General features: G+C 60.6%; 15 protein-coding genes, 3 pseudogenes and 1 other annotated feature. Of the genes and pseudogenes, 16 read left to right on the forward strand and 2 right to left on the reverse strand.

Going from position 1 to position 20,697, the window contains the following annotated elements:
* Window positions 1-10 precede the first annotated feature (10 nt).
* From C8J46_RS18310 to C8J46_RS18335, 6 genes are all read left to right on the forward strand, one after another.
* Window positions 11-922 (forward strand): alpha/beta hydrolase, encoded by a 912-nt coding sequence (locus tag C8J46_RS18310; RefSeq protein ID WP_165886645.1) that lies wholly within the window; start codon window positions 11-13, stop codon window positions 920-922.
* A gap of 171 nt (window positions 923-1,093) precedes the next feature.
* Window positions 1,094-2,698, forward strand: coding sequence for a GMC family oxidoreductase N-terminal domain-containing protein (locus C8J46_RS18315; protein ID WP_132742143.1), 1,605 nt, complete (start codon window positions 1,094-1,096; stop codon window positions 2,696-2,698).
* Window positions 2,699-2,879: 181 nt separating this feature from the next.
* Window positions 2,880-3,596 carry an SDR family NAD(P)-dependent oxidoreductase gene (locus tag C8J46_RS18320; RefSeq protein ID WP_243643500.1) on the forward strand — a complete coding sequence of 239 codons (717 nt, stop codon included), beginning with the start codon at window positions 2,880-2,882 and terminating at the stop codon, window positions 3,594-3,596.
* Between the two features lie 12 nt (window positions 3,597-3,608).
* Window positions 3,609-4,457, forward strand: coding sequence for a fumarylacetoacetate hydrolase family protein (locus tag C8J46_RS18325; RefSeq protein WP_132742145.1), 849 nt, complete (start codon window positions 3,609-3,611; stop codon window positions 4,455-4,457).
* Between the two features lie 7 nt (window positions 4,458-4,464).
* Entirely contained in the window at window positions 4,465-6,198 is a 1,734-nt protein-coding gene (dld, locus tag C8J46_RS18330) for a D-lactate dehydrogenase (RefSeq protein ID WP_132742146.1), read from the forward strand.
* Between the two features lie 143 nt (window positions 6,199-6,341).
* The gene (locus tag C8J46_RS18335) at window positions 6,342-7,643 is read left to right on the forward strand and encodes a sugar MFS transporter (protein ID WP_132742147.1); all 1,302 of its coding nucleotides are present in this window, start codon (window positions 6,342-6,344) and stop codon (window positions 7,641-7,643) included.
* A gap of 222 nt (window positions 7,644-7,865) precedes the next feature.
* On the opposite strand, the gene C8J46_RS18340 is transcribed toward C8J46_RS18335, so the two are convergent.
* Window positions 7,866-8,153: a hypothetical protein gene (locus tag C8J46_RS18340; protein WP_132742148.1), complete on the reverse strand. Its 288-nt coding sequence runs from the start codon at window positions 8,151-8,153 to the stop codon at window positions 7,866-7,868.
* 272 nt (window positions 8,154-8,425) lie between these two features.
* Between C8J46_RS18340 and C8J46_RS18345 the strand changes: the two genes are divergently transcribed.
* From C8J46_RS18345 to C8J46_RS18365, 5 genes are all read left to right on the forward strand, one after another.
* Window positions 8,426-9,973 (forward strand): NAD(P)/FAD-dependent oxidoreductase, encoded by a 1,548-nt coding sequence (locus C8J46_RS18345; protein ID WP_279388911.1) that lies wholly within the window; start codon window positions 8,426-8,428, stop codon window positions 9,971-9,973.
* Window positions 9,970-10,791: an SDR family NAD(P)-dependent oxidoreductase gene (locus tag C8J46_RS18350; RefSeq protein ID WP_132742149.1), complete on the forward strand. Its 822-nt coding sequence runs from the start codon at window positions 9,970-9,972 to the stop codon at window positions 10,789-10,791. Before C8J46_RS18345 ends, C8J46_RS18350 begins: the two co-directional genes overlap by 4 nt.
* A complete protein-coding gene (locus C8J46_RS18355) occupies window positions 10,788-12,686 on the forward strand; it encodes an acyl-CoA synthetase (RefSeq protein WP_165886646.1) in 1,899 nt (632 codons plus the stop codon). Before C8J46_RS18350 ends, C8J46_RS18355 begins: the two co-directional genes overlap by 4 nt.
* A 113-nt stretch (window positions 12,687-12,799) precedes the next feature.
* Window positions 12,800-13,879 (forward strand): alpha/beta hydrolase, encoded by a 1,080-nt coding sequence (locus C8J46_RS18360; RefSeq protein ID WP_132742151.1) that lies wholly within the window; start codon window positions 12,800-12,802, stop codon window positions 13,877-13,879.
* Between the two features lie 52 nt (window positions 13,880-13,931).
* On the forward strand, window positions 13,932-15,353 hold the full coding sequence (locus tag C8J46_RS18365; RefSeq protein ID WP_207894225.1) for a family 1 glycosylhydrolase: 1,422 nt from the start codon (window positions 13,932-13,934) through the stop codon (window positions 15,351-15,353).
* 73 nt (window positions 15,354-15,426) lie between these two features.
* On the opposite strand, the pseudogene C8J46_RS21320 reads toward C8J46_RS18365, so the two are convergent.
* A pseudogene (locus C8J46_RS21320) lies at window positions 15,427-15,546 on the reverse strand (IS3 family transposase); the annotation flags it as partial.
* 511 nt (window positions 15,547-16,057) lie between these two features.
* On the opposite strand from C8J46_RS21320, the gene C8J46_RS18370 reads away from it, so the two are divergent.
* From C8J46_RS18370 to C8J46_RS18390, 5 genes and pseudogenes are all read left to right on the forward strand, one after another.
* Entirely contained in the window at window positions 16,058-16,969 is a 912-nt protein-coding gene (locus C8J46_RS18370; RefSeq protein WP_132742153.1) for a hydrogen peroxide-inducible genes activator, read from the forward strand.
* Between the two features lie 119 nt (window positions 16,970-17,088).
* A complete protein-coding gene (locus C8J46_RS18375; RefSeq protein ID WP_132742154.1) occupies window positions 17,089-17,817 on the forward strand; it encodes a DUF2490 domain-containing protein in 729 nt (242 codons plus the stop codon).
* A gap of 26 nt (window positions 17,818-17,843) precedes the next feature.
* A complete protein-coding gene (locus C8J46_RS18380; RefSeq protein ID WP_132742155.1) occupies window positions 17,844-18,554 on the forward strand; it encodes a carbonic anhydrase in 711 nt (236 codons plus the stop codon).
* A 649-nt stretch (window positions 18,555-19,203) separates the two neighbouring features.
* Window positions 19,204-20,210: pseudogene (locus C8J46_RS18385) on the forward strand (IS3 family transposase); the annotation flags it as partial.
* Window positions 19,489-19,602: a sequence feature (AL1L pseudoknot), on the forward strand. Its footprint overlaps the pseudogene before it by 114 nt.
* A 137-nt stretch (window positions 20,211-20,347) precedes the next feature.
* A pseudogene (locus C8J46_RS18390) lies at window positions 20,348-20,623 on the forward strand (transposase); the annotation flags it as partial.
* Between the last annotated feature and the right edge of the window lie 74 nt (window positions 20,624-20,697).

A 20,697-nucleotide genomic window follows, 5' to 3' on the forward strand; every position in this document is an offset into this window, starting at 1 on the left:
AGTCGCTGGCATGGCGACCATGCTTGCCGTCGGCTCGTCGTTGCATGCGCGATGGATCGAGCGCGGCATACCAGCCGATGGACAGTTCATCACCGTCGAAGGCGTTCGTATTCATTATCGGGACGCCGGTTGCGGGCGTCCAATCGTCATGATCCACGGCCTTGGCGGCCAAATGCGAAACTTCGATTACGGGTTGCTCGATCGCCTAATCGGCAAGCATCGTCTCATCCTAATCGATCGACCCGGATCCGGCTACTCTCAGTCCGCAGGGACCAGCGATATCGAGACACAGGCACGGGTCATAGCTGGTGTAATAGCAAAACTGGGTCTTCATCGCCCACTTGTCGTCGGACACTCGCTGGGCGGTGCGGTCGCTCTAGCGCTCGCCCTCGCCCACCCTGATCACGTTGGGCGATTGGCGCTGATCTGCCCGCTAACGCTTTCACAATCCGATCGTCCATCGGCGTTCCGAGCGCTCGAGATCAGTTCGCCACTGATACGGTCCCTCGTCGCGCAGACCGTAGCCACACCAGCTTCGCTCTTGGGACGGGCTCGACAGGCAGAATTGATTTTCTCACCCGATCCGGTGCCAGATGACTTCGGAGTTCGAGGCGGTGGCAATCTGATCTCCCGACCAAGAGCCTTCGCTGCGGCGTCCGCCGACTACGCCATGATTCCCAGCTCCATCGGCCGTCTTGAGATGCGCTACTCGGAGCTCAAAACGCCCACCGCCGTTCTGTTCGGTCGTGACGATGCGATCCTGGACCCTGCCGTCCACGGCGATCGCTTTATTGGAACGGTCCCCTCGGCAACTCTCGAACTCATCGACGGTGGTCATATGATATTGGTCACCCGACCCGACGCCGTGGCCGACTGGATCAGCAGGCAAGCCTCCAAGCTGGCGACAGGCTTAGCTTCGTGATGGCAACGGCAAGTCGGCTGCGGATCGGGGCAATGGCTCAACCCCGATTATTCGTTCGCCCGCAGTCGTCACGAACGCGTCATGCCCCAGCTGACACCGCCAATCCCGCATCGGACCAGGGCATTGGGACTTCGCCTGCCGATCAGAACCCGCTTTCGCTGAGGTGCCGACATGGCCGATAATCTGACCTTTGACGTCGTGGTCGTCGGAGCAGGTCCCGGTGGTTGCGCCGTCGCGTCCCGCCTTGCCGACGCACGGCCTGACTGGCGTATCGCGTTGGTAGAAACGGGTCCGGCCCGGGGGAACGCTTTGGTCGGCATTCCGGCTGGCATCATCGGCCTTCTCGGTCGCGCGGGACCGCATAACTACGCATATGACTCGGTACCTCAGGCCGGCCTGAATGGTCGCCGCGCCTACCAACCCCGTGGCCGCGGCATTGGTGGCAGCAGCCTCATCAATGCGATGGTCTACATCCGAGGTCAGCCTGAGGACTACGACGGCTGGGCGGCGAGGGGCTGCCGGGGATGGGGGTGGAGCGATGTGCTCCCTTTCTTCCGCCGATCTGAAGCGAATATACGAGGGGAGGACGCGCTTCATGGCGCGGATGGCCCGTTGCACATCGACGACTTGTGGAGCGACACCCCCGTGACACAGGCGTTTATCGAAGCCGCGCTCGAAGCCGGCCACGTGCCCAACGCCGACTTCAACGGATCAACCCAGGAAGGCGTTGGGCGGTATCAGGTCTTTCAAAAGAACGGACGCCGACACGATGTCGGCACTGCGTATATCCATGGGCGGAAGCGAACGAACCTCGCCATTTTGGCCGATACACAGGCGCTGAAGTTGAACCTCGTTGATCGGAGGGTGCGAGGCGTTCGGGTACGGGGTCCGGCAGGCGATTACGACATAACCGCGGAGAGCGAAGTTGTCTTGGCGGGCGGGGCATTCGGGACACCGCAGCTGCTGATGCTGTCCGGCATCGGCCCTGCCGAGCATCTCCTATCCCTCGGCGTGCCGGTCGTGGCCGATCGAAAAAACGTCGGCGAGAACCTTCAGGACCATCTCGATTACGTCGCGACACGATGGCTGTCCGGATCGGGCGTAGTCGGCATGTCCATCGGAGGCGCATTCAACATAGCAAAGGGAGTTCTGCCGTTTCTCCGCGGCAAGCGCGGTACGCTGTCCAGCAATTTCTCGGAGGGTGGTGCATTTCTGCGTTCGTCAAACGACGTCGATCGCCCTGACATCCAGCTCCATTTCACGATTGGGCTCGCGGAGGATCATGCCCGCAAGAACATCTATAGAAGCGGAGTGTCGCTGCACGTCTGCCAGTTACGCCCACGGAGCCGTGGCACGGTGCGCCTTGCTGATGGAGATGCTGGAAGCGTACCGCTGATCGATCCAAACTACCTTGCGGACTCGGACGACCTAGCGACGTTGGTGCGAGGGGTGCGGATCGCCGAACACATCCTATCGCAGCCCGCCTTCTCTCGTTTGGGGGCAAAACTCCGAACACCCCTCGCTGACGACGACGTGGCGATAGCCGCGAACATTCGTGCAAAGGCGGACACGATCTACCACCCGGTCGGCACATGCCGCATGGGCAGCGACGAGGAAGCGGTCGTGGATCCGGAGTTGCGCGTCCGCGGCGTCTCCAACCTGCGCGTCGCCGACGCCTCGATCATGCCGACTCTCATAAGCGGCAACACTCAGGCACCGACCGCGATGATCGGGGAACGAGCGGCCGACCTCGTCCTGCGGGACACCAACCGGTGAACATGGGCGCAGTGCACGGTGTGGATCAACGCCTTTCAACGTGGACCACATGCTTCGCAGTAGTTTGACGAAATCCGCACGGTTTGAAGCTGTGACGGGGCCGCGCTCATCATCGGCGGGTGACCCTCATAACCGATAGAATTGGAGACGAACGGTGATCCCAGGAAGATTTGCTGGAAAAGTGGCGGTCGTGACCGGCGGCGCGGCAGGCAGCGGCAAAGCGGTCGCTTCCCGCATTGCCGCCGAAGGCGGTAGGGTCGCCGTATGGGACATGAACGACGAGGCTCTTGCCGCCGCAGGCGAGGACATGCCCGGCGCTTTACCACTCAGGGTCGACGTAACCGATGCCAGCGCAGTCGCTGAAGCGGCGGCTAAAACCTACGATGTATTTGGTCGTATCGATCTTCTTATGTGTTCGGCGGGCATCACCGGGCCGACGATGCCGGTCGCCGAGTACCCCGTCGACAGCTGGCGGCGGGTATTGGCGATCAACCTCGACGGCGTGTTCCACAGCTGCAGAGCCGTGGTTCCGTACATGGTAGAGAAGGGCTATGGCCGGATCGTCAACATGTCCTCGGTAGGCGGCAAGGAGGGCAATCCGAACGCCGCCGCCTACGCTGCTTCGAAGGCCGGCGTGCTGGGCTTCACCAAGGCGCTCGGCAAGGAATTGGCGACCAGCGGCGTGCTCGTGAACGCCGTCACGCCCGCCGTCTTTCGCACGGCGCTACTCGAACAGATGCCGCAGAGCCAAGTCGACTATATGGTCGCCAAGATCCCGATGGGGCGGGTCGGCGAAGTCGATGAGGTTGCCGCGCTCGTGTGCTGGCTGCTCAGTGACGAATGCAGCTTTTCGACGGCGGCGACCTTCGATCTGTCCGGCGGACGATCCACTTACTAAACGGAGAACGACATGAAGCTTGTACGTTTTGGCCCTCTCGGTGAGGAAAAGCCCGGGCTGGTGGACTCCGACGGTGTCGTCCGGGATCTCAGCGGCGTGGTGACCGACATATCCGGAAGCACCCTGTCTCCCGATGGACTGGCCCAGCTGGCTGCGCTCGATGTCACGACGCTACCGCGTGTGGCAGAGGTCGATCGCTACGGCACTCCCGTCGGCGGCACGCGGCAATTCGTTGCGGTCGGGTTGAACTATTCGGATCATGCCGCCGAATCGAGCATGCCCGTCCCATCGGAACCGATCCTCTTCACCAAGGCGGCCTCATGCATCCAAGGTCCCGACGACGACGTCCGCAAACCCAAAGACGCGACCAAGATGGATTGGGAGGTCGAACTCGGCATCGTGATCGGGCAACGCACGAGCTACGCGACGAAGGAACAGGCGCTTGACCACGTAGCGGGGTTCGTCGTCTGTGACGATCTTTCCGAACGCGCCTTCCAACTCGACCGCGGGGGCTCCTGGGACAAGGGCAAGGGGTGCGACACATTCGGTCCGGTAGGCCCTTGGCTGGTCACCAAGGACGAGGTCGGCGATGTCCAGAACCTGGCCATGTGGCTGGACGTGAACGGCGAGCGCATGCAGACCGGGTCGACCGCCACGATGATCTTCGACTGTGCAACTCTGGTCAGCTACGTCAGCCAGTTCATGGTCCTCCTGCCCGGTGACATAATTACGACCGGCACGCCGCCCGGTGTAGGCATGGGCATGAAACCACCTAAGTTTCTGGATACGGGCGACGTGATCGAACTGGGAATCGAGAAACTAGGACGCCAGCGGCACCGTGTGCTGGCCTGGAACAGCTGACGGCACCGTGCGGTCCTCGTCCCCATCCGTCGATCTGGTCGACAGCCTACGCACGATCGTGGGCAATCGACACGTTCTGACCGGTCGCGCACGTACGGCCAGGTTCTCGACGGGCTATCGTACGGGCGCGGGCGAGGTTGCCGCAGTCGTTCGCCCGGGTACGCTGTTGGAGCAATGGAAGGTCTTCAAGGCCTGCGTTGCCGCTGACCATATCGTAATCGTCCAAGCGGCAAACACCGGACTGACGGGTGGCTCCACGCCCGCGGGCACTTACGACAGGCCGGTCGTCATCATAAGCACTCTCCGGATCCGCGGCGTGATCCCGATCCTGGACGGACGTCAGGTCGTCTGCCTGTCGGGCTCAACGCTGCACGAACTGGAACGAGTGCTTGCACCTGAGGGCCGCGAGCCGCATTCCGTGATCGGGTCTTCGTGCATTGGCGCCTCGGTCGTCGGGGGCGTGTGCAACAATTCCGGTGGGGCTCTGGTCCAGCGAGGCCCGGCCTATACCGAGTACGCGCTCTACGCCCACGTGGACCGGAACGGAGTTGCCCGCCTCTGCAACCACCTCGGAATACGGCTGGAAGACGATCCCGAAAAGGGGCTACCCGATCTGGAACGAAACCGTTTCGGGCCATCCGACATAGAGCAGGACGATCGCGCCGCGTCTTCGGCTGCACATTACGGCGATGTAGTTCGGTCGCTAGACGAAGCCAGTCCCGCGCGGTTCAACGCCGATCCAAACCGTTTGTTCGAAGCATCGGGCAGCGCGGGAAAGGTGATGGTGCTCGCCGTCCGACTGGATACCTTCCCAAGGGCAACACGCAGCGTCGTGTTCTACGTTGGCACGAATGACACCCGCGAATTGACCCAGATCCGTCGACGGCTGCTGGCGAAAGGCCGAGCTCTTCCGGTGTCGGGTGAGTACATCCACCGCGAGGCGTTCGACATAGCGGCGCGCTACGGAAAGGACACCGTTCTTGCGATTCGGAAGCTTGGAACGGAACGGCTTCCAATGCTGTTCCGATGCAAGGACTGGGTGGACAGGTTAGGTCGGAAACTTCCCTTCTTAGGAAGAAACCTGTCGGACCAACTGCTCCAATACGTGTCGGGAACTCTACCGGAACACCTCCCTCAGCGGATGCGGGACTACCGCGATCGCTATGAGCACCATCTGATCGTGAAAGTTGCAGACGAGGCCATCGAGCCCACCCGATCGGTTCTGGCCGGCATGTTCCCCAGCGACGGCGGGGACACATTCGAATGCACCGGCGAGGAAGCAGAATGCGCCATGCTTCATCGGTTCGCCGTCGCCGGCGCCGCCGTACGCTATCGCGCGGTTCACGAGGCCGAGGTCGAGGACGTAGTTGCGATCGACGTCGCACTTCGTCGAAACGACGACATGTGGTTTGAACGCCTACCTGCGGCGATAGAGGCTCAGATCGTGAGCAAGCTCTACTACGGGCACTTCTTCTGCCACGTCTTCCATCAGGACTACCTCATTCGAAAAGGGGTTGATCCCGTTGCTTTCGAGCACCGGTTGCTCGAACTGCTCGACGCACGGGGCGCTGAGTATCCCGCCGAGCACAATGTCGGTCATCTCTACACGGCGAAAAAAGCGCTCGCCGAGCACTACCGGCATCTCGATCCGCGGAACCGCATGAACCCGGGGATAGGCCAAACCAGTAGGGCAAAACACTGGAGAGAGCCGGGATCAACCGACGTTTTTCCTGAGAAATAGTGTCGAGACGCCCTGCCCCTCCGACGTTCGACCGTTCGAAATGCGGTTCAGTTCCTGAGCGTCGCGACGTGACTTCGTTGCGGGCAGCCGCGTCGTAACGCCGGAGCCAATCGGTAAATTCCGCTGCGAAGGAGAAGATCGAAATGGTGCAATTCAGCGTGTCGAATAGACCGTCCGATCCATCCGGGGCGTCGGTCGGAGAACACGGCGGAGCGCTGGCAATACTCGCGTCGGTGTTCTTCATGTGGGGGTTCATCACCGTCCTGAACGACATTCTGGTGCCACATCTCAAAGCGGTCTTCGAACTCAGCTTCACGCAGTCGATGATGATCCAGTTCGTCTTCTTCGGTACCTACTTCCTAATGGCCCTTCCCGCCGCAAAAATGCTCGAACGTACCGGCTACAAACACGCGATCGCGATCGGCCTACTGACATCCGGCGTCGGCGCGCTGATCTTCGTTCCGGCGGCAACGACCGCGTCCTACCGGCTCTTCCTGATCGGGCTCTTCGTGCTCGCTGCCGGCATCACGACGCTTCAGGTGGCCGCCAATCCCTACGTCGCTCTGCTTGGGCCGTCCGCAACGGCATCCTCGCGACTGAACCTTGTTCAAGCGTTCAACTCGCTTGGCACCACCATGGCGCCGGCATTCGGCGGGATGCTTATCCTGGCGAACAGCACCTCCGGCATGACCGCAGACGGTTTGGGCAGGCTCACTGCGGGGCAGCGCCTGGCGGACGCGCTTGCGGTACGAACACCATATGTCGGCATCGCCGTCACGCTGTTCGTTCTTGCGGGGGTGATCTTGACCTGGCACCTACCCAAGCTGAAGACCCGCCCAGAGCCACGCGAAACCGGACATCCCAGTATCTGGACACATTCACGGTTAGTATACGGGCTAGGCGCAATCTTCTTCTACGTGGGCGCTGAGATCGCTGTCGGTAGTTTTCTTATCAATTACATATCGTCGCCGTCCGTCGGCGCGATGAGCCACGCGGCGGCATCCTTCTACGTCACGTTATTCTGGGGCGGGGCCATGTTGGGCCGCTTTGCCGGCGCGGCGGTCATGCGTCGCGTTCCGGCGGCGTCCGTACTCGCGGCCGTATCGGTTGGTGCAATTGCGTTGTTAGCTCTAACAATGAGCACGACCGGTGAGATCGCCCTTTGGGCCATCGTTTCCGTGGGGCTGATGAATGCAATCATGTTTCCGACGATCTTCACGTTGGCAATCCAAGGACTGGAAAAGCTCACGGCTCAAGGATCGGCGCTGCTGATAATGGCGATCGTCGGCGGGGCGCTCGTTCCGGTTCTCCAAGGCTTGGCAGCGGACGCGTATGGCTTGCGCCTCGCATTTTGCCTGCCACTAGCCTGTTATGCATACGTACTGACTTTCGCAATCTACTGCCGTCGGACGCAGGCCATTTTGGACGTGCCAGGGGAAACTTGAGTTTCTTACGGAGAGCATCTTGCCAACTTATTGCGTTGTCGGGCGAAGATGTTGGAACGTAATAATTGGTAGCGTCGCGGCTTCGGAGACGGATGGTTCTCATTCGCTTCAACATACGAAGGACGTTCATCGCAGGTCTCGAAGTCAGGCCGGGCACGACGTTAAAACGTTCATCGGTCTGCGATGGTGGCCCGCGCGAATTACGGCGAGCCACCTTGTCGCCTACCGAACCTTGAGCGCCTTCAGGTCCCTGTCAGCCGCAGCGATCATGGCGTCGGTCAAAGCGCCAGCGGAATAGGGTTGGATCTGCCGCAGACTGAGCGACTTGATCGTTTGGTAGCTAGGATGCTTCAGCAGCATCGGCACATCCTTCTCCAGGACGGCCCTCGCTGCAGGATCGGCTGCAAGCGTTTCGACGGGCGTGTCTGCGCTCCAGCCGGTGGACACCGGCGATGCCGACACAGTTTGTGTGGTCTGCGCCTGCGCAGGCGCCAGTGCGGTGAATAGCACTGCTGCGGACCCTACCCCCAAAAATCTCATCATCTTCAATCCTTTCCCGATGGAACGTCGGGGCCGAACTGACGGAATCTCCATTCGGTCATGTTCGCCCTTCCACCGCTCTGCGTTTTCGGTTACGGACCGTCAAGCCGGTTTGTATATTGCATCTTGGATTCAAAAGATGCTTTCATCCGGTCAGGAGAGATCATGGTCGCGTCAATGTCTATAACGCCCACCTTCCGCTCAATGCCGCCTCTCGTGGATCCAGTTCCGGAGGCAGCGGCGTGACGAACGGACCCGATCGGACCTCGCAGCTGGTAGAGGCTCAGCACCCACAGATTCAGCGAGTCGATGTTCTGATCGTCGGCGCTGGACTTTCCGGCGTAGGGGCCGCCGTCCATCTGCAACGGAACATGCCGACCAAATCGTACGCCATCGTCGAAGCGCGGGATGCGTTGGGCGGAACGTGGGACTTGTTCCGATATCCAGGCATCCGCTCGGACAGTGACATGTACACCTTGGGATACGCCTTCAAGCCGTGGACCGGCGAGAAGTCGATCGTCGATGGCTCGTCGATAAGGGACTACATCACGGAAGCAGCCGTCGAGAACGGGGTGGACCGCCATATCCGGTACGATAACCGGGTCACGATGGCGGAGTGGCGTTCCGGAAATGCGACGTGGACAGTCACATCGTCACACCGCGACGGCTCGACGTCACAGATCGAATGCAATTTTCTCCTGATGTGTAGCGGTTACTATTCCTACACCGATCCCCATCGACCGCATTTCGAGGGGGAGGAGGATTTCGCCGGACGCATAGTGCATCCTCAATTCTGGCCGGGCGATCTCGATTGGCGCGGTAAACGGGTAGTAGTGATCGGTAGCGGCGCGACGGCCGTCACGTTGATACCGAGCATGGCCGAGACGGCCGCCCATGTTACGATGCTACAGCGGACGCCGACATACGTGGCGTCACGTCCGGCCGTGGACAGGTTCGCGCATCGCCTGCGTCGGATACTTTCACCAAAGCTCGCTTATCGCCTTACCAGGGTAAAGAGCGTGCTGGTAAACCAGTTCGTGTACTCGCTGTCACGCAAGCATCCGACGTTCGTAAAGAAACTTTTGCTCAAGCAGGCTCAAAGCAATCTCGGTCCAACTTACGACGTCGGCAAGCATTTTACGCCGCCGTACAATCCATGGGACCAACGTCTATGTGCCGTCCCGGATGGCGACCTGTTCGCTACGATCCGCCGCGGGCGGGCATCGGTCGTCACCGAAACCATCAGCCGTTTCACTTCGACTGGCATCAGCTTGACGACGGGCAAGACCCTGCCCGCCGACATCATCATCACGGCCACGGGTCTCAAGCTCAATCTGCTTGGAGAGGTGAAGTTCGTCATCGACGGCACACCAAAGGATATGTCCGAAACGATGAACTATCGTGGCTCGATGTTCTCGGACACACCCAATCTCGCATCGATGTTTGGGTACACGAACGCTTCTTGGACGCTCAAATCCGACCTCGCGAGCGCCTACATCTGTCGAATTCTGAAGAAAATGGAGGATGAACAGACACCGATCGTGGTTCCCCGTCGAGATCCTACACTGAGCGAGGAACCATTCATTGACCTGCAATCCGGTTTCTTCCTTCGCGCTAAGGATGCGATGCCTAAGCAGGGCTCGAAGCATCCATGGAAATTGTACCAGAACTACATGCTGGATTTCATCAATTTTCGCTTCGGAAAACTGGATGACGGAACCCTGGAGTTCATGAAAAGCTCACAGTCATGTCAGATCGGCTCCTCGAAGTCGGGGCGAGAGGTAGCATGAAGAAACCTTTTGACGTGTCTGGCAGAGTCGCGCTTATAACCGGCGCAGGAAGCGGCATCGGCCGCGCGGTTGCTCAGTCTCTGGCTGCGCGCGGCTGCAACGTGGCGCTTGCCGACATCGATGCCGCGGGGATGGCGGAGACAAGCAGGATGATCGGCAGTCTAAGCCGGGTCACAATGCATAATCTCGATGTATCCAACGCTGAAGCGATAGCCGCACTCCCTGTCGAAGTCGTATCGGCACAAGGCAGCGTCGACATTCTAGTCAACAATGCCGGTGTCGCGGTGGGTGGCACATTCGAGCAGGTGCCGGAAGAAGACTTCGAATGGCTGTTGAGCATTAATCTGTTCGGCGTCATCCGGATGACCCGCGCCTTCCTTCCTGAACTAAGGAAGCGTCCAGAGGCACGGTTGATCAACGTCTCGAGCATTCTCGGGATTGTCGCGACGCCAAAGTCTGCAGCCTATTGCACATCGAAATTCGGTGTTCGCGGTTTTTCGGAAGTTCTGCGCCACGAGCTCGCAGCGGAAGGATCGAGTGTAGGCGTTTCCGTGGTCCACCCCGGAGGCGTGCGAACCGCGATCGTTGACAACGCACGTTCCAGCGCCAGCGTGTCTATTGAAGACGTAAATGACGAGCGCCAGCGTCAATCGAACCTCTTGCGAATGACGCCTCAACGCGCCGGAGAAATCATCGTTGAGGGAATCGAAAAGCGACGATCCCGAATACTGGTCGGTACGGATGCCAAACTGATCTCGATCGTCGAGCGAATCATGCCCGTGTCTTACTGGTCTGTTATGCAACGAGTAATGAAGTGACTGTCGAGGCATCGTCGGTGATCGATTGCAAATCACGCGGATGTAACGTTTCAAATTTAGCAGACGTCACGGCAGCAGCGTTCGCAGGACTTCCCCAAGACTTACCGAACAGTAGTTACGAGCTGCTGAGACGCTCGGCGGAGACGTTCGAAGACCGCCGCGCCATCGGGTCGTTTGCGACAGTCGAATTCCATAAGCAAACCGTCGACTTATCATATCGCGGCCTGTTCGCGGAAGTGACGAAAGCGGCCAATCTGTTCCATCGCCTAAACGTGAGTACCAAATCCGTCGTTGCCGTTCTCCTGCCCAATCTGCTCGAAACTCATGTGGCGATATGGGGTGCGGAAGCAGCAGGTATCGTACTCCCGCTTAATCCCTTATTGGAAGTACGTACTCTCATTGGCCTGCTTGACGCATGTGGCGCGACGGTACTCGTGACCTTCGGCGGCGACCGAGAGTTGATCGCGAAGGCTCAGACTGTCGTTGCCGGGGCAGCGTCCATCGCTCACGTCGCGCTCGTGGCACCGGACGGAACGACGCCACCTTGGCGTTCCGATGTCGAAGTGCACGACTTCGTCGAGGCGCGCGGAGCGATGTTAAGCGAGGCGCTCGACAGCGGACGAGTGTTCGATTGCGACGATGTCGCCTCGCTGTTTTGCACCGGTGGGACGACCGGTGTCCCAAAGATCGCGGTCCGGACCCACGGCCAGGTGATAGCGAATGCCTGGATGTCGGCGCGGATGCTCACCCCCGCCTTCGATGCGCATTCGGTGATTCTGGGCGGCTTGCCACTGTTCCACGTTAACGCAGTCATGGTGACCGGGCTCGTTCCCTTCCTAATCGGCGCGTCGGTCCTGATCGCCACTCCGCTGGGCTTTCGCGCACCGGGGCTGGTCTCGAACTTCTGGGAGATCGTCGCATATCACCGGATCACGTGTTTCAGCGCGGTACCAACTCTTCTCGCTGCGCTACTCGAGCACTCCAGTGATGAGCATGATATATCGTCGCTAAGGTTTGCGATTTGTGGAGCGGCCCCTCTATCTGCCGAACTGCTCCACCGATTCGAGCGGTCCTGCAAAGTCGCCATTTCGGAAGGGTATGGACTCACGGAGGTGGCCTGCGTCGCTTCCGTCACTCCGATCGACGGCGTTCACAAAGCCGGGTCGGTTGGCCTGCCGCTTCCACTCGAAAACCTCTGCGCGGTTATGATAGACAATGACGGGACCTTTTTGCGTTTCGCAGATGTAGACGAAGTGGGCATTATTGCGATCGCGGGACCGCACGTGTTCTCCGGCTATCTCGATGCCCATCATAACCGCGGTGTGTGGATAGATGATCTATCCGGTCAACGTTGGCTTAACACCGGAGATCTTGGACGGATCGACGTCGACGGATATCTATGGCTCACTGGTCGAACAAAGGACCTCATCATCCGCGGCGGGCACAATATCGATCCGTCGGCGATCGAAGAAGCCCTCTATAGCCATCCGGACGTCGCGCTTGCTTCCGCGATCGGACGTCCCGACGCCTACGCCGGTGAAATTCCCGTAGCCTATGTCCAGCTACGTCCGGGAGCCACGGCCGACGAGGCATCGTTGGCAGATCACATCGCCGATCGCATCGGCGAACGGGCTGCCATCCCGAAAGCGATTGTGATTCTTGCAGCAATGCCGGTGACGGCTGTCGGCAAGATTCACAAGCCGAGCCTTCGTCTGCTTGAGCTTGCCGCCGTCACCCGAAGCGCGCTCGACGACGCCCAGATCCGCTATTCGGCGATCGAGGCGGTTGCCGACGATCGCACCGGAGCATGCGTTCAAATATGGGCGGCTCCGAGCTTGGCAGCTGGCATCCGGACGGCCCTTGCACCGTTCACGTTCCCCTACAAGCTGCTGTGATTCCGCTTCCGGTGCATGCCGAAATTGCCACTCGCACCTCCGTACTGCCGGTTTGGACAATCGTTTTCGTTGGCACGAATTAGACCGTCACCTCATAAACAAGGAGAAACAACATGGCTGAGCTCAATCGCCGCACCGTCGTTCAGGCGGGAATCGCGGCGGCTTTTGCCGCTCCGATTACGGCACAATCCGCCGCATCCGCCAGCGCACCGGCCGGTCTCAGCGATGCGGAGGTTCTTGGCCACGTTCATCCACAGCTCCGGGCGCTCGCAGCGCAAGTGCAGGCGGTTCTGGGCAAGGCCCCGCCCCTATCGGACGTCACCCTCGCACAGACCCGTGCGGGCTTTCCTGCACTCGTCAAGCCGCCTCTAGCCGATGTTCCCTGGTCTGAAACGCGCATACCTGGTTCCACTGGCCAACCCGCAGTCACCGTCTTCGTCATAAACGCCAAGCCAGGTCAGTCGCGGCCTGCAATCCTGTATACACACGGCGGGGGCTTCGTCTCCGGACGCACCAAGGACTACCTCTTCAGCCTTCAGGGCATGGCCAAGACGCTCGATTGCGCAATCGTGGCAGTTGAATATCGCCTGGCGCCAGAGACGCGCTGGTCGGGGTCGGTCGAGGACAATTATGCAGGACTGAAATGGCTTCACGCCAACTCCGGTCAGCTCGGGGTCGACGTTCGCAGGATCGCAGTGATGGGCGAGAGCGCGGGGGGCGGCCATGCCGCACTGCTGGCGATCGTCGCGCGTGATCGCGGCGAGGTACCCATCGCCTTTCAATGCCTCGTCTATCCGATGCTGGACGATCGCACCGGCATCACGCGACGCATCGATCCGCCGATCGGCTCATTGGTTTGGGGGCCGGCAGCGAACCGGTATGGTTGGCAGTCGTTCCTCGGTCAGGCTCCCGGCGAAACGCGCGCGCCGCCTGCGGTTCCAGCCCGTATCAAAAGCGTGGTTGGGCTGCCGCCCGCTTGGATCGGCGTCGGATCGATCGACCTCTTCGTGCACGAGGACATCGAATATGCCGGGCGCCTGATCGACGCGAACATTCCCACGGAGCTCGTCGTGGTGCCGGGGGCCTTCCACGGTTTCGACTCGCTTCCCGAGATACTCGGCCTGTCTATCCCCGTCGTGAAGCAGTTCAACGACGCCAAGATCACCGCGCTGCGGAACGCATTCGCCAACTGACATCTCGGCAACCCAGCAAGCCTCAGCCTACAGATTCCCCAAGGAGAGAATGATGGACGACCAGCACAATGAATTGAGCCGCCGGACGATCTTAGCCGGCGGTGCGGCAACCGCCATGATCGCGACCGCGTCGGGAACGCTGGCGCAGCCCGCCGCGAGACCTCCATTCGTCTGGGGCGTCGCGGCGTCGGCGGCGCAGACTGAAAGCCGCCAAGGGCGCGGACGAAGCAATTGGGACGTGTTCGCCGATACGCCCGGCAAGATCAGCGACGGTTCCACCAACGCCCGCTGCACGGAATTCGATCTTCGCTACGAACAGGATCTGGACCTCCTCAAAGCGGCTGGCGTCAAGGCCTTCCGAATCTCTACTGCTTGGCCACGCATTCAGCCCGACGGCCCTGGCAAACCCTCTGCGGCGGGTCTCGATCTGTATTCGAAGATGGTGGATGCGATGCTGGCTCGCGGGATCGATCCTTGGGTGACGCTGTTTCATTGGGATGTTCCGGTGTGGGCGGGCGATTTCCGCGATCGCGACATCGCAGCGAGGATGGCTGACTACGCCGGCCATGTCGTCGCGAAGCTGGGCGATCGAGTTAAGCATTGGATCGCTCTCAACGAGCCGAATTCCGTCGCCCTAGCCGGATACATCGTCGGTCTTCATGCCCCAGGCATTGCGGAGTTGCCAGCCGGGCTTGCCGCGATCCACCATCAGAACCTTTCGATCGGCCTTGTAACGCAGGCGATACGCGCGCGCGCATCGGCGGGATCACTGGTCGGCACGACACACAATATCGCGCCGGTACGTCCACATACTCAAAGCGATGCCGACAAAAAGGCGGCGTCGATGTTTGACGCTTTGTGGAATGGCGCGTTCCTCGATCCTTTATTCGCGCGTGGCTATCCGGCCCTGCTGGCGCCGCTCATGAATCCGCTAGTAAAGCCGGGCGACCTCACGACCATCGCGGTCAAGCCGGATTTCCTCGGCGTCAATTATTATCAGCGCATCTACATCAAGGCCGATGCGGGTCCGGCCGGTCTCGCGCTGGCAGATTCGCCCGCCAACCTCGAGAAGACGGCTTCGTTCGCGGTCGAACCCGATGGGTTGACCGAGGTCCTGGTTGCCACACGAGACCGCTATGGTGATACTCCTCTATATATCACCGAGACGGGCTTCGCGCTGGACGACGGCCCGAAATGGGCTGGGAGGATCAATGACGCCCGGCGGCAAGAGTACCTCGATCAGTATCTCGCGGCTGCTGCGGCGGCGAAGGCGAAGGGAGTTGATTTGCGCGGTCTGTTCTACTGGTCAGCGACGGACAATTGGGAATGGGCCGACGGCTTCAAGAAGCACTTTGGTCTGATTGCGGTTGACCCGGCCACCCAGCGGCGCGGCGCCAAGCGGAGCCTGGCGACTTATGGCGGCCATGTTCGTCGCCACTTTCCGGATGCCACGGCAAACGTGCGCAAACCCTAATTGCGAACCTGGTGCGACGCTTAGATTGGGTAAGGGCGACGTCGCGTACGTCACTCTTACCCGCATTGCATGGGCGTTGCCGGCCGTTCACCGTCAAGCCTTCCTCACGACAAAGCCGCTGAGTACGTGGGATGTGCAGGCCTTGATAGCCGAACCGCCGGCGCCGCAGCGCCAGTTCGCGCAGACGCGACAAGCTCCCATCACCTCACTGGCGCGGACGGTACCATGTGCTCTTGCTATCCGCCCCGACAACCACACGTGCCCGCCGTTCGATCACTCCCAGTGCCGTTCGAAGGTGCGCGAACGCTTCCCGCTTCGCGTCGGGCGTCACCATTTGGTTCAACGGCAGATCTTAATAAACGTGTTGTCGGACGTCGTGTCCGCCGACATCCGTTAAACCGCGTGCTCACTTCCTCGAGCGCTTGCAGCCTATTCACATCGGAGACTTCAGGCCTACCAAAATTTGGCCTTTCAGACCTAATAGGTCGCGCCCAATCTGCCGTGCCGTCCTCATAGATCCGTCACTACCGCGCACGTATCGGCCTCTTTCAGGATGCCGATGATGCGCTTCCCGCAAGCTGCTTCCGCTGACTGTCCATCCGGGGCCAGACTCCAGCTGCAACCTGAAGGGAAACGGAGGTCTCGTAAGTCGTCAGGTAAGGCTGGCCATGTCAAAAAATAACCTAGGCGCCTAGATAAGGAGAATGCCCACTTTTCGTCAGCTTGAATATCTCGTGGCGATCGCCGACGCCCAAAACTTTCGTCGCGCAGCAGCAGCCGTGCATGTTTCTCAGCCGACGCTAAGCCAGCAGCTTCGCGTGCTCGAGGCGGAACTCGGCATCGTGTTAGTCGAGCGTCAACTGGCGGGGGCGCACTTGACTCCGATCGGCAGGGATATCGCAGATCGTGCTCGCAAGCTGTTGGTAGAAAGGCAGGATATCTGCGATCTCGCCTCCACTGCCCGCGACCGCGCCATAGGAACAATAAGGTTCGGGGTTACGCCAACGCTTGGACCTTATCTTCTACCAGGGGTCATCTCCGAGCTTGCCCGCGATCATGCCGGTCTTCGGCTCTACATTCGCGAAGGTATTCCCGACGAGCAGGCACTCGAACTTGCACGCGGCAAGCTCGACATGATCGTGGGGCCCCTGCCGATACACGGTGATGCGCTTTCGATCGAACCACTTTTCCGCGAAGATCTGGTGCTCGTCTCGTCGCCGCTTCATCCGCTGGCAAATCGCGCATTCGTAAGCGCAGACGACTTGCGTGGCGCCGAGGTGCTAAGCCTAGATCCACGGCATCACCTCCACCGGCAAGGGGTTATCCTGTGCGAGCGTTATGGCATGGTCCTGTTGCGCGACTATGAGGGAACCAGTCTCGACAGCTTGCGGCAAATGGCGGCCACTGGACTTGGGTTGGCGATCCTGCCGCGCCTTTACCTGTGCTCGGAAGTCGGTGGCGACGCCGGGGTCAGAATCCTGCGGCCAGATGGCTGGAACGGTCACCGGACGATCGCGGCATGCTGGCGCGAAAACGCTCCGAACGGCAATCTTTACGCGATGATCGCGCGCCGCGTGTCCGAGAGCGCCGCGAGAATAATGAGTGAACCTCGATAGCCTGAGACTATCAGAAAGCCACTTAACTATCGATTGGTACTCTCGCGCTGAACCCTTCATTCATTCTCAAGAGCAACGCCGATCACGCGACAAGCTCTGTAGTCGGAAGGAGAAAAGCGATGAGTAAAGTACATGAGCGGTCGAACGATCAGCGAGGGCCGCCTCTTTGGAATCTGATACCGATCGGGTTTGCCGCGACGTGCGTCATCGTCCTGGGTGCGACCCCCGCACTGGCGCAAAGCGATGTCCAGGCATGGGGCGGCTTCCTCGCAAGCGGAACCGTCCGGGGGGAGCTCGGGGTGTGGGCCGAAGGGCAGATCCGGGTCACCAACGACATCGGGCATCTCGGTCAACGCAACCTGCGACTCGGGCTTGGCTGGGAGCCATCGCCCGACCTCTCGATCTACGGAGGCTATGCGGTCTTTCGCAATACGCCGGTCGACGATCGTGCGTCATCGACCGAGCATCGCACCTGGCAGCAGCTTCTCGTCACACTGCATTCGTCCCCTAAGCTGCGGCTCATCGGGCGGACGCGGACCGAACAGCGGTGGCGCGAGAATGCGAGCGGAACGTCGTGGCGGGCACGACAGATGCTGCGCGGTGTGATGCCGCTGGGCAAGCCGGGCGCGCCGTCCGCCATCGTGACGAGCGAGGTCTTCTTCGAACTTGCCGACACACGCTGGGGTGTCCGCTCCGGGCTTGATCAGGTCCGCACCTTCGCCGGTGTCGGCATCCCCCTGAAGCCCGGACTGTCGACCGAGATCGGCTATCTCAACCAGACGCTGATCGGGCGCGACCGGCCCGGACCCAACCATATCGCGCAGATCACCCTCGTTGCCCGATTCTAAACTTCCCTCACCTGAAAGGACGATCCATGACCATTTCCCGACGTGATATTCTGACGACCGGCACGCTCGCATCAATTGCCGCCGCAACGACGGCGACCTCTGCCGGCGCGGCTGATCCAATCGTATCGGCCACTCCCCAGCTTACGCCCGACGCGGCGTTGCGACGGCTGAAGGATGGCAATGCAGGGTTCGTCGCCGACCGGCCGGTCAAGTCCGACCTGTCGCGCGCCCGGCGTCTCGCACTCGCCGAGGGCCAGCAGCCGTTCGCGACGCTGGTCGGCTGCTCGGACTCGCGCGTCGGCCCCGAACAGCTGTTCGGGGCGGGCCTCGGCGAATTGTTCATCGTCCGCACCGCCGGCAACAATGTCGATACCGCGGGCATGGGCTCGATCGAATATTCGGTCACGGCACTCGGCGTGCCATTGGTGGTGGTGCTGGGGCACGAGAAGTGCGGTGCCGTCGCGGCCGCCGTTGACGTCGTGAACAAGGATGTTCGGCTACCAGGGAGCATCGGGCGCATGATCGAGCCGATCATTCCCTCTGTTCTCGTCGCACGACGGGCCGGGGCGACGAACGAGACTTTGCTGAACCGTACGATCGACGAGAATGTCCGCCGTATGGTTGATCGACTGCAGAACTATTCAGAGCCAATGCTGCTCGAACCTCAGCGTCAGGGTAAGCTGAAGGTCGTCGGAGCGGTCTACAGTCTGGCGACCGGCTCGGTGCGCTGGCTTTAAGTGAGCCACTCGAGCAAAACGACGAGGTTGGCCTTTCGAAGGCAACCCTTTTGATCTTAACGGCGAGCGGGAGCGAGAATCTCCCCCTCGTGATCGCGTTACTACCGACATTTATCGCGGAAAGATCAAATAACGGACCGCGCCGATTGCCGTCCTACGTTAAAGCAGAATAGCCTTCGTTGGCGGTGGCGCGATAGCTCCCGAGATGCATAGGCCGCGTACGACGACCGGCCGGCTTGCCTACTTCGCAGCGCTTGCTGATACCGGCAGCTTCGCCCACTCGCCAGACGCCTGAGAATATCGGAGCCGTCGCCATCACGCAGGTCCGAGGTGTCGAGCTTATAGCAGGCGCGGTTGTCGAACGGGAGATCCAACACTCCTCACCTCGACCGGTCGCGAGGCATCGGAGCAAGTAGACGCATTCTGATCGAGGTGTCGGACCTGAAGACGACCCATACCGGATCCGTGGCGCTCGTCGGGATCATCCGGCTTGGGGTGTCGTCAACGCTGGGCCTAACCCTTAGAGAACCGGCGGCACGACTGCGGCAAGAGGATCTGACGTTGCGCCTGCACATCCGGAATGGGTCATTTTTGACGCCTGAACCGCCGCGGGTTTGTCGGAGGCTCTAACTCCTGAGAAGGGGGAGTCATGACGGGCAAGACGACTAACAAGTTTGCGCCCGAGGTCCGCGAGCAAGCGGTGCGGATGGTTTTTTGATCACAAGCAAGACCACCCATCCAGGTGGGCGACCGTGGTACCGATTGCCGAGAAGATCGGCTGCGTTCCGCAGACGTTGCATGAGTGGGTGAAGAAGGCCTAGGTCGACAGCGGCAAGCGCGGCGGTGTCACGACCGAGGTGGTCGACAAGGTAAAGGCACTGGAGCGCGAGGTCCGCGAACTGCGGCAAGCCAACGAGATCCTGCGCAAGGCATCAGCATATTTCGCACAGCGGAGCTCGGCCGCCCGTTCCGGAGCTGATCTTTCATTGACGATCACCGCGATGCCTGTTGGGTCGAGCCGATCTGCCGTGTCCTGCCGATCGCCCAATCCACTTACTACGAGCACCTCGCGCAGCGACAGGATCCATCGCGTCTGTCGGCACGGGCGCGTGAGGATCTGATCTCAAGCCCGAGATCGCTCGCGTGTTTGCGGAGAACTTTGCAGTTTACGGCGTGCGGAAGGTATGGCGGCAGATGATGCGGGAGGGCTTCGTGATCGCCCATTTCACCGTCGAACGGCTGATACATGAGATGGGCTTGGCAGGTTTGATCCGGGGCAAGCCGGTGCGTACGACCATCAGCGACAAGGCGGCACCGTGCCCGCGCGATCACGTCAACCGCCAGTTCTTTGCGCCAGCGCCGAACAGGCTTTGGGTGTCGGACTTCACCTATGTCGCGACCTGGGCAGGGTTCGTCTAAGTCGCCTTCGTCATCGATACCTACGCCAGACGGATCGTAGGCTGGCGCGCCAGCAAGACGGCGCACGCAAGCTTCGTCCTGGATGCGCTCGAACAGGCGCTCCACGATCGCCGTCCGACCCATCGGGGCGGCCTGATCCACCACGGCGACCGCGGATCGCAATACCCGGCGATCAAGTACACCGAGCGCCTCGCCGAGGCCGGCATCGAGCCTTCGGTCGGCAGTGTCGGCGACGCCCCTCCGGCAGACCCGGGGCGGTTCAGTCCGAAGTGACTATGGTGCTTAGATAAGATGCCTGATTTCAATGCTGAGACGGAAGACGTAGTCGTTCACCTCCCTGTTCAGGCGGCAGCACGCTGATAATCGGGGCATCCATATCGAAGGCTCTCGACCGCTGGGCATACGAGAACGGCGTCACGTTGGACTTCAGCCGACCGGGCAAACCAACCGACAATGCGTTCGTAGAGTCGTTCAACGGTCGCCTTCGTGACGAGTGCCTGAACGCACATTGGTTCCTATCCATCGCGGACGCTCGAGCCAAGATCGAGGCCTGGCGACGGGACTATAACGAGAGCCGCCCTCACACATCGCTTGGCTGGATGACGCCGGTCGAATATGCTGCTGCCGCGGCCATCAGAGCGGCCAAATGAACGCCGGAAACTCACCTTCAGATTGGATGAGAAACCGGGGGACCCTCATAGACGTCGGAAACTCACCTTCAGGT

This window comes from Sphingomonas sp. PP-F2F-A104-K0414, from assembly GCF_004340945.1.
GTDB lineage: Bacteria > Pseudomonadota > Alphaproteobacteria > Sphingomonadales > Sphingomonadaceae > Sphingomonas.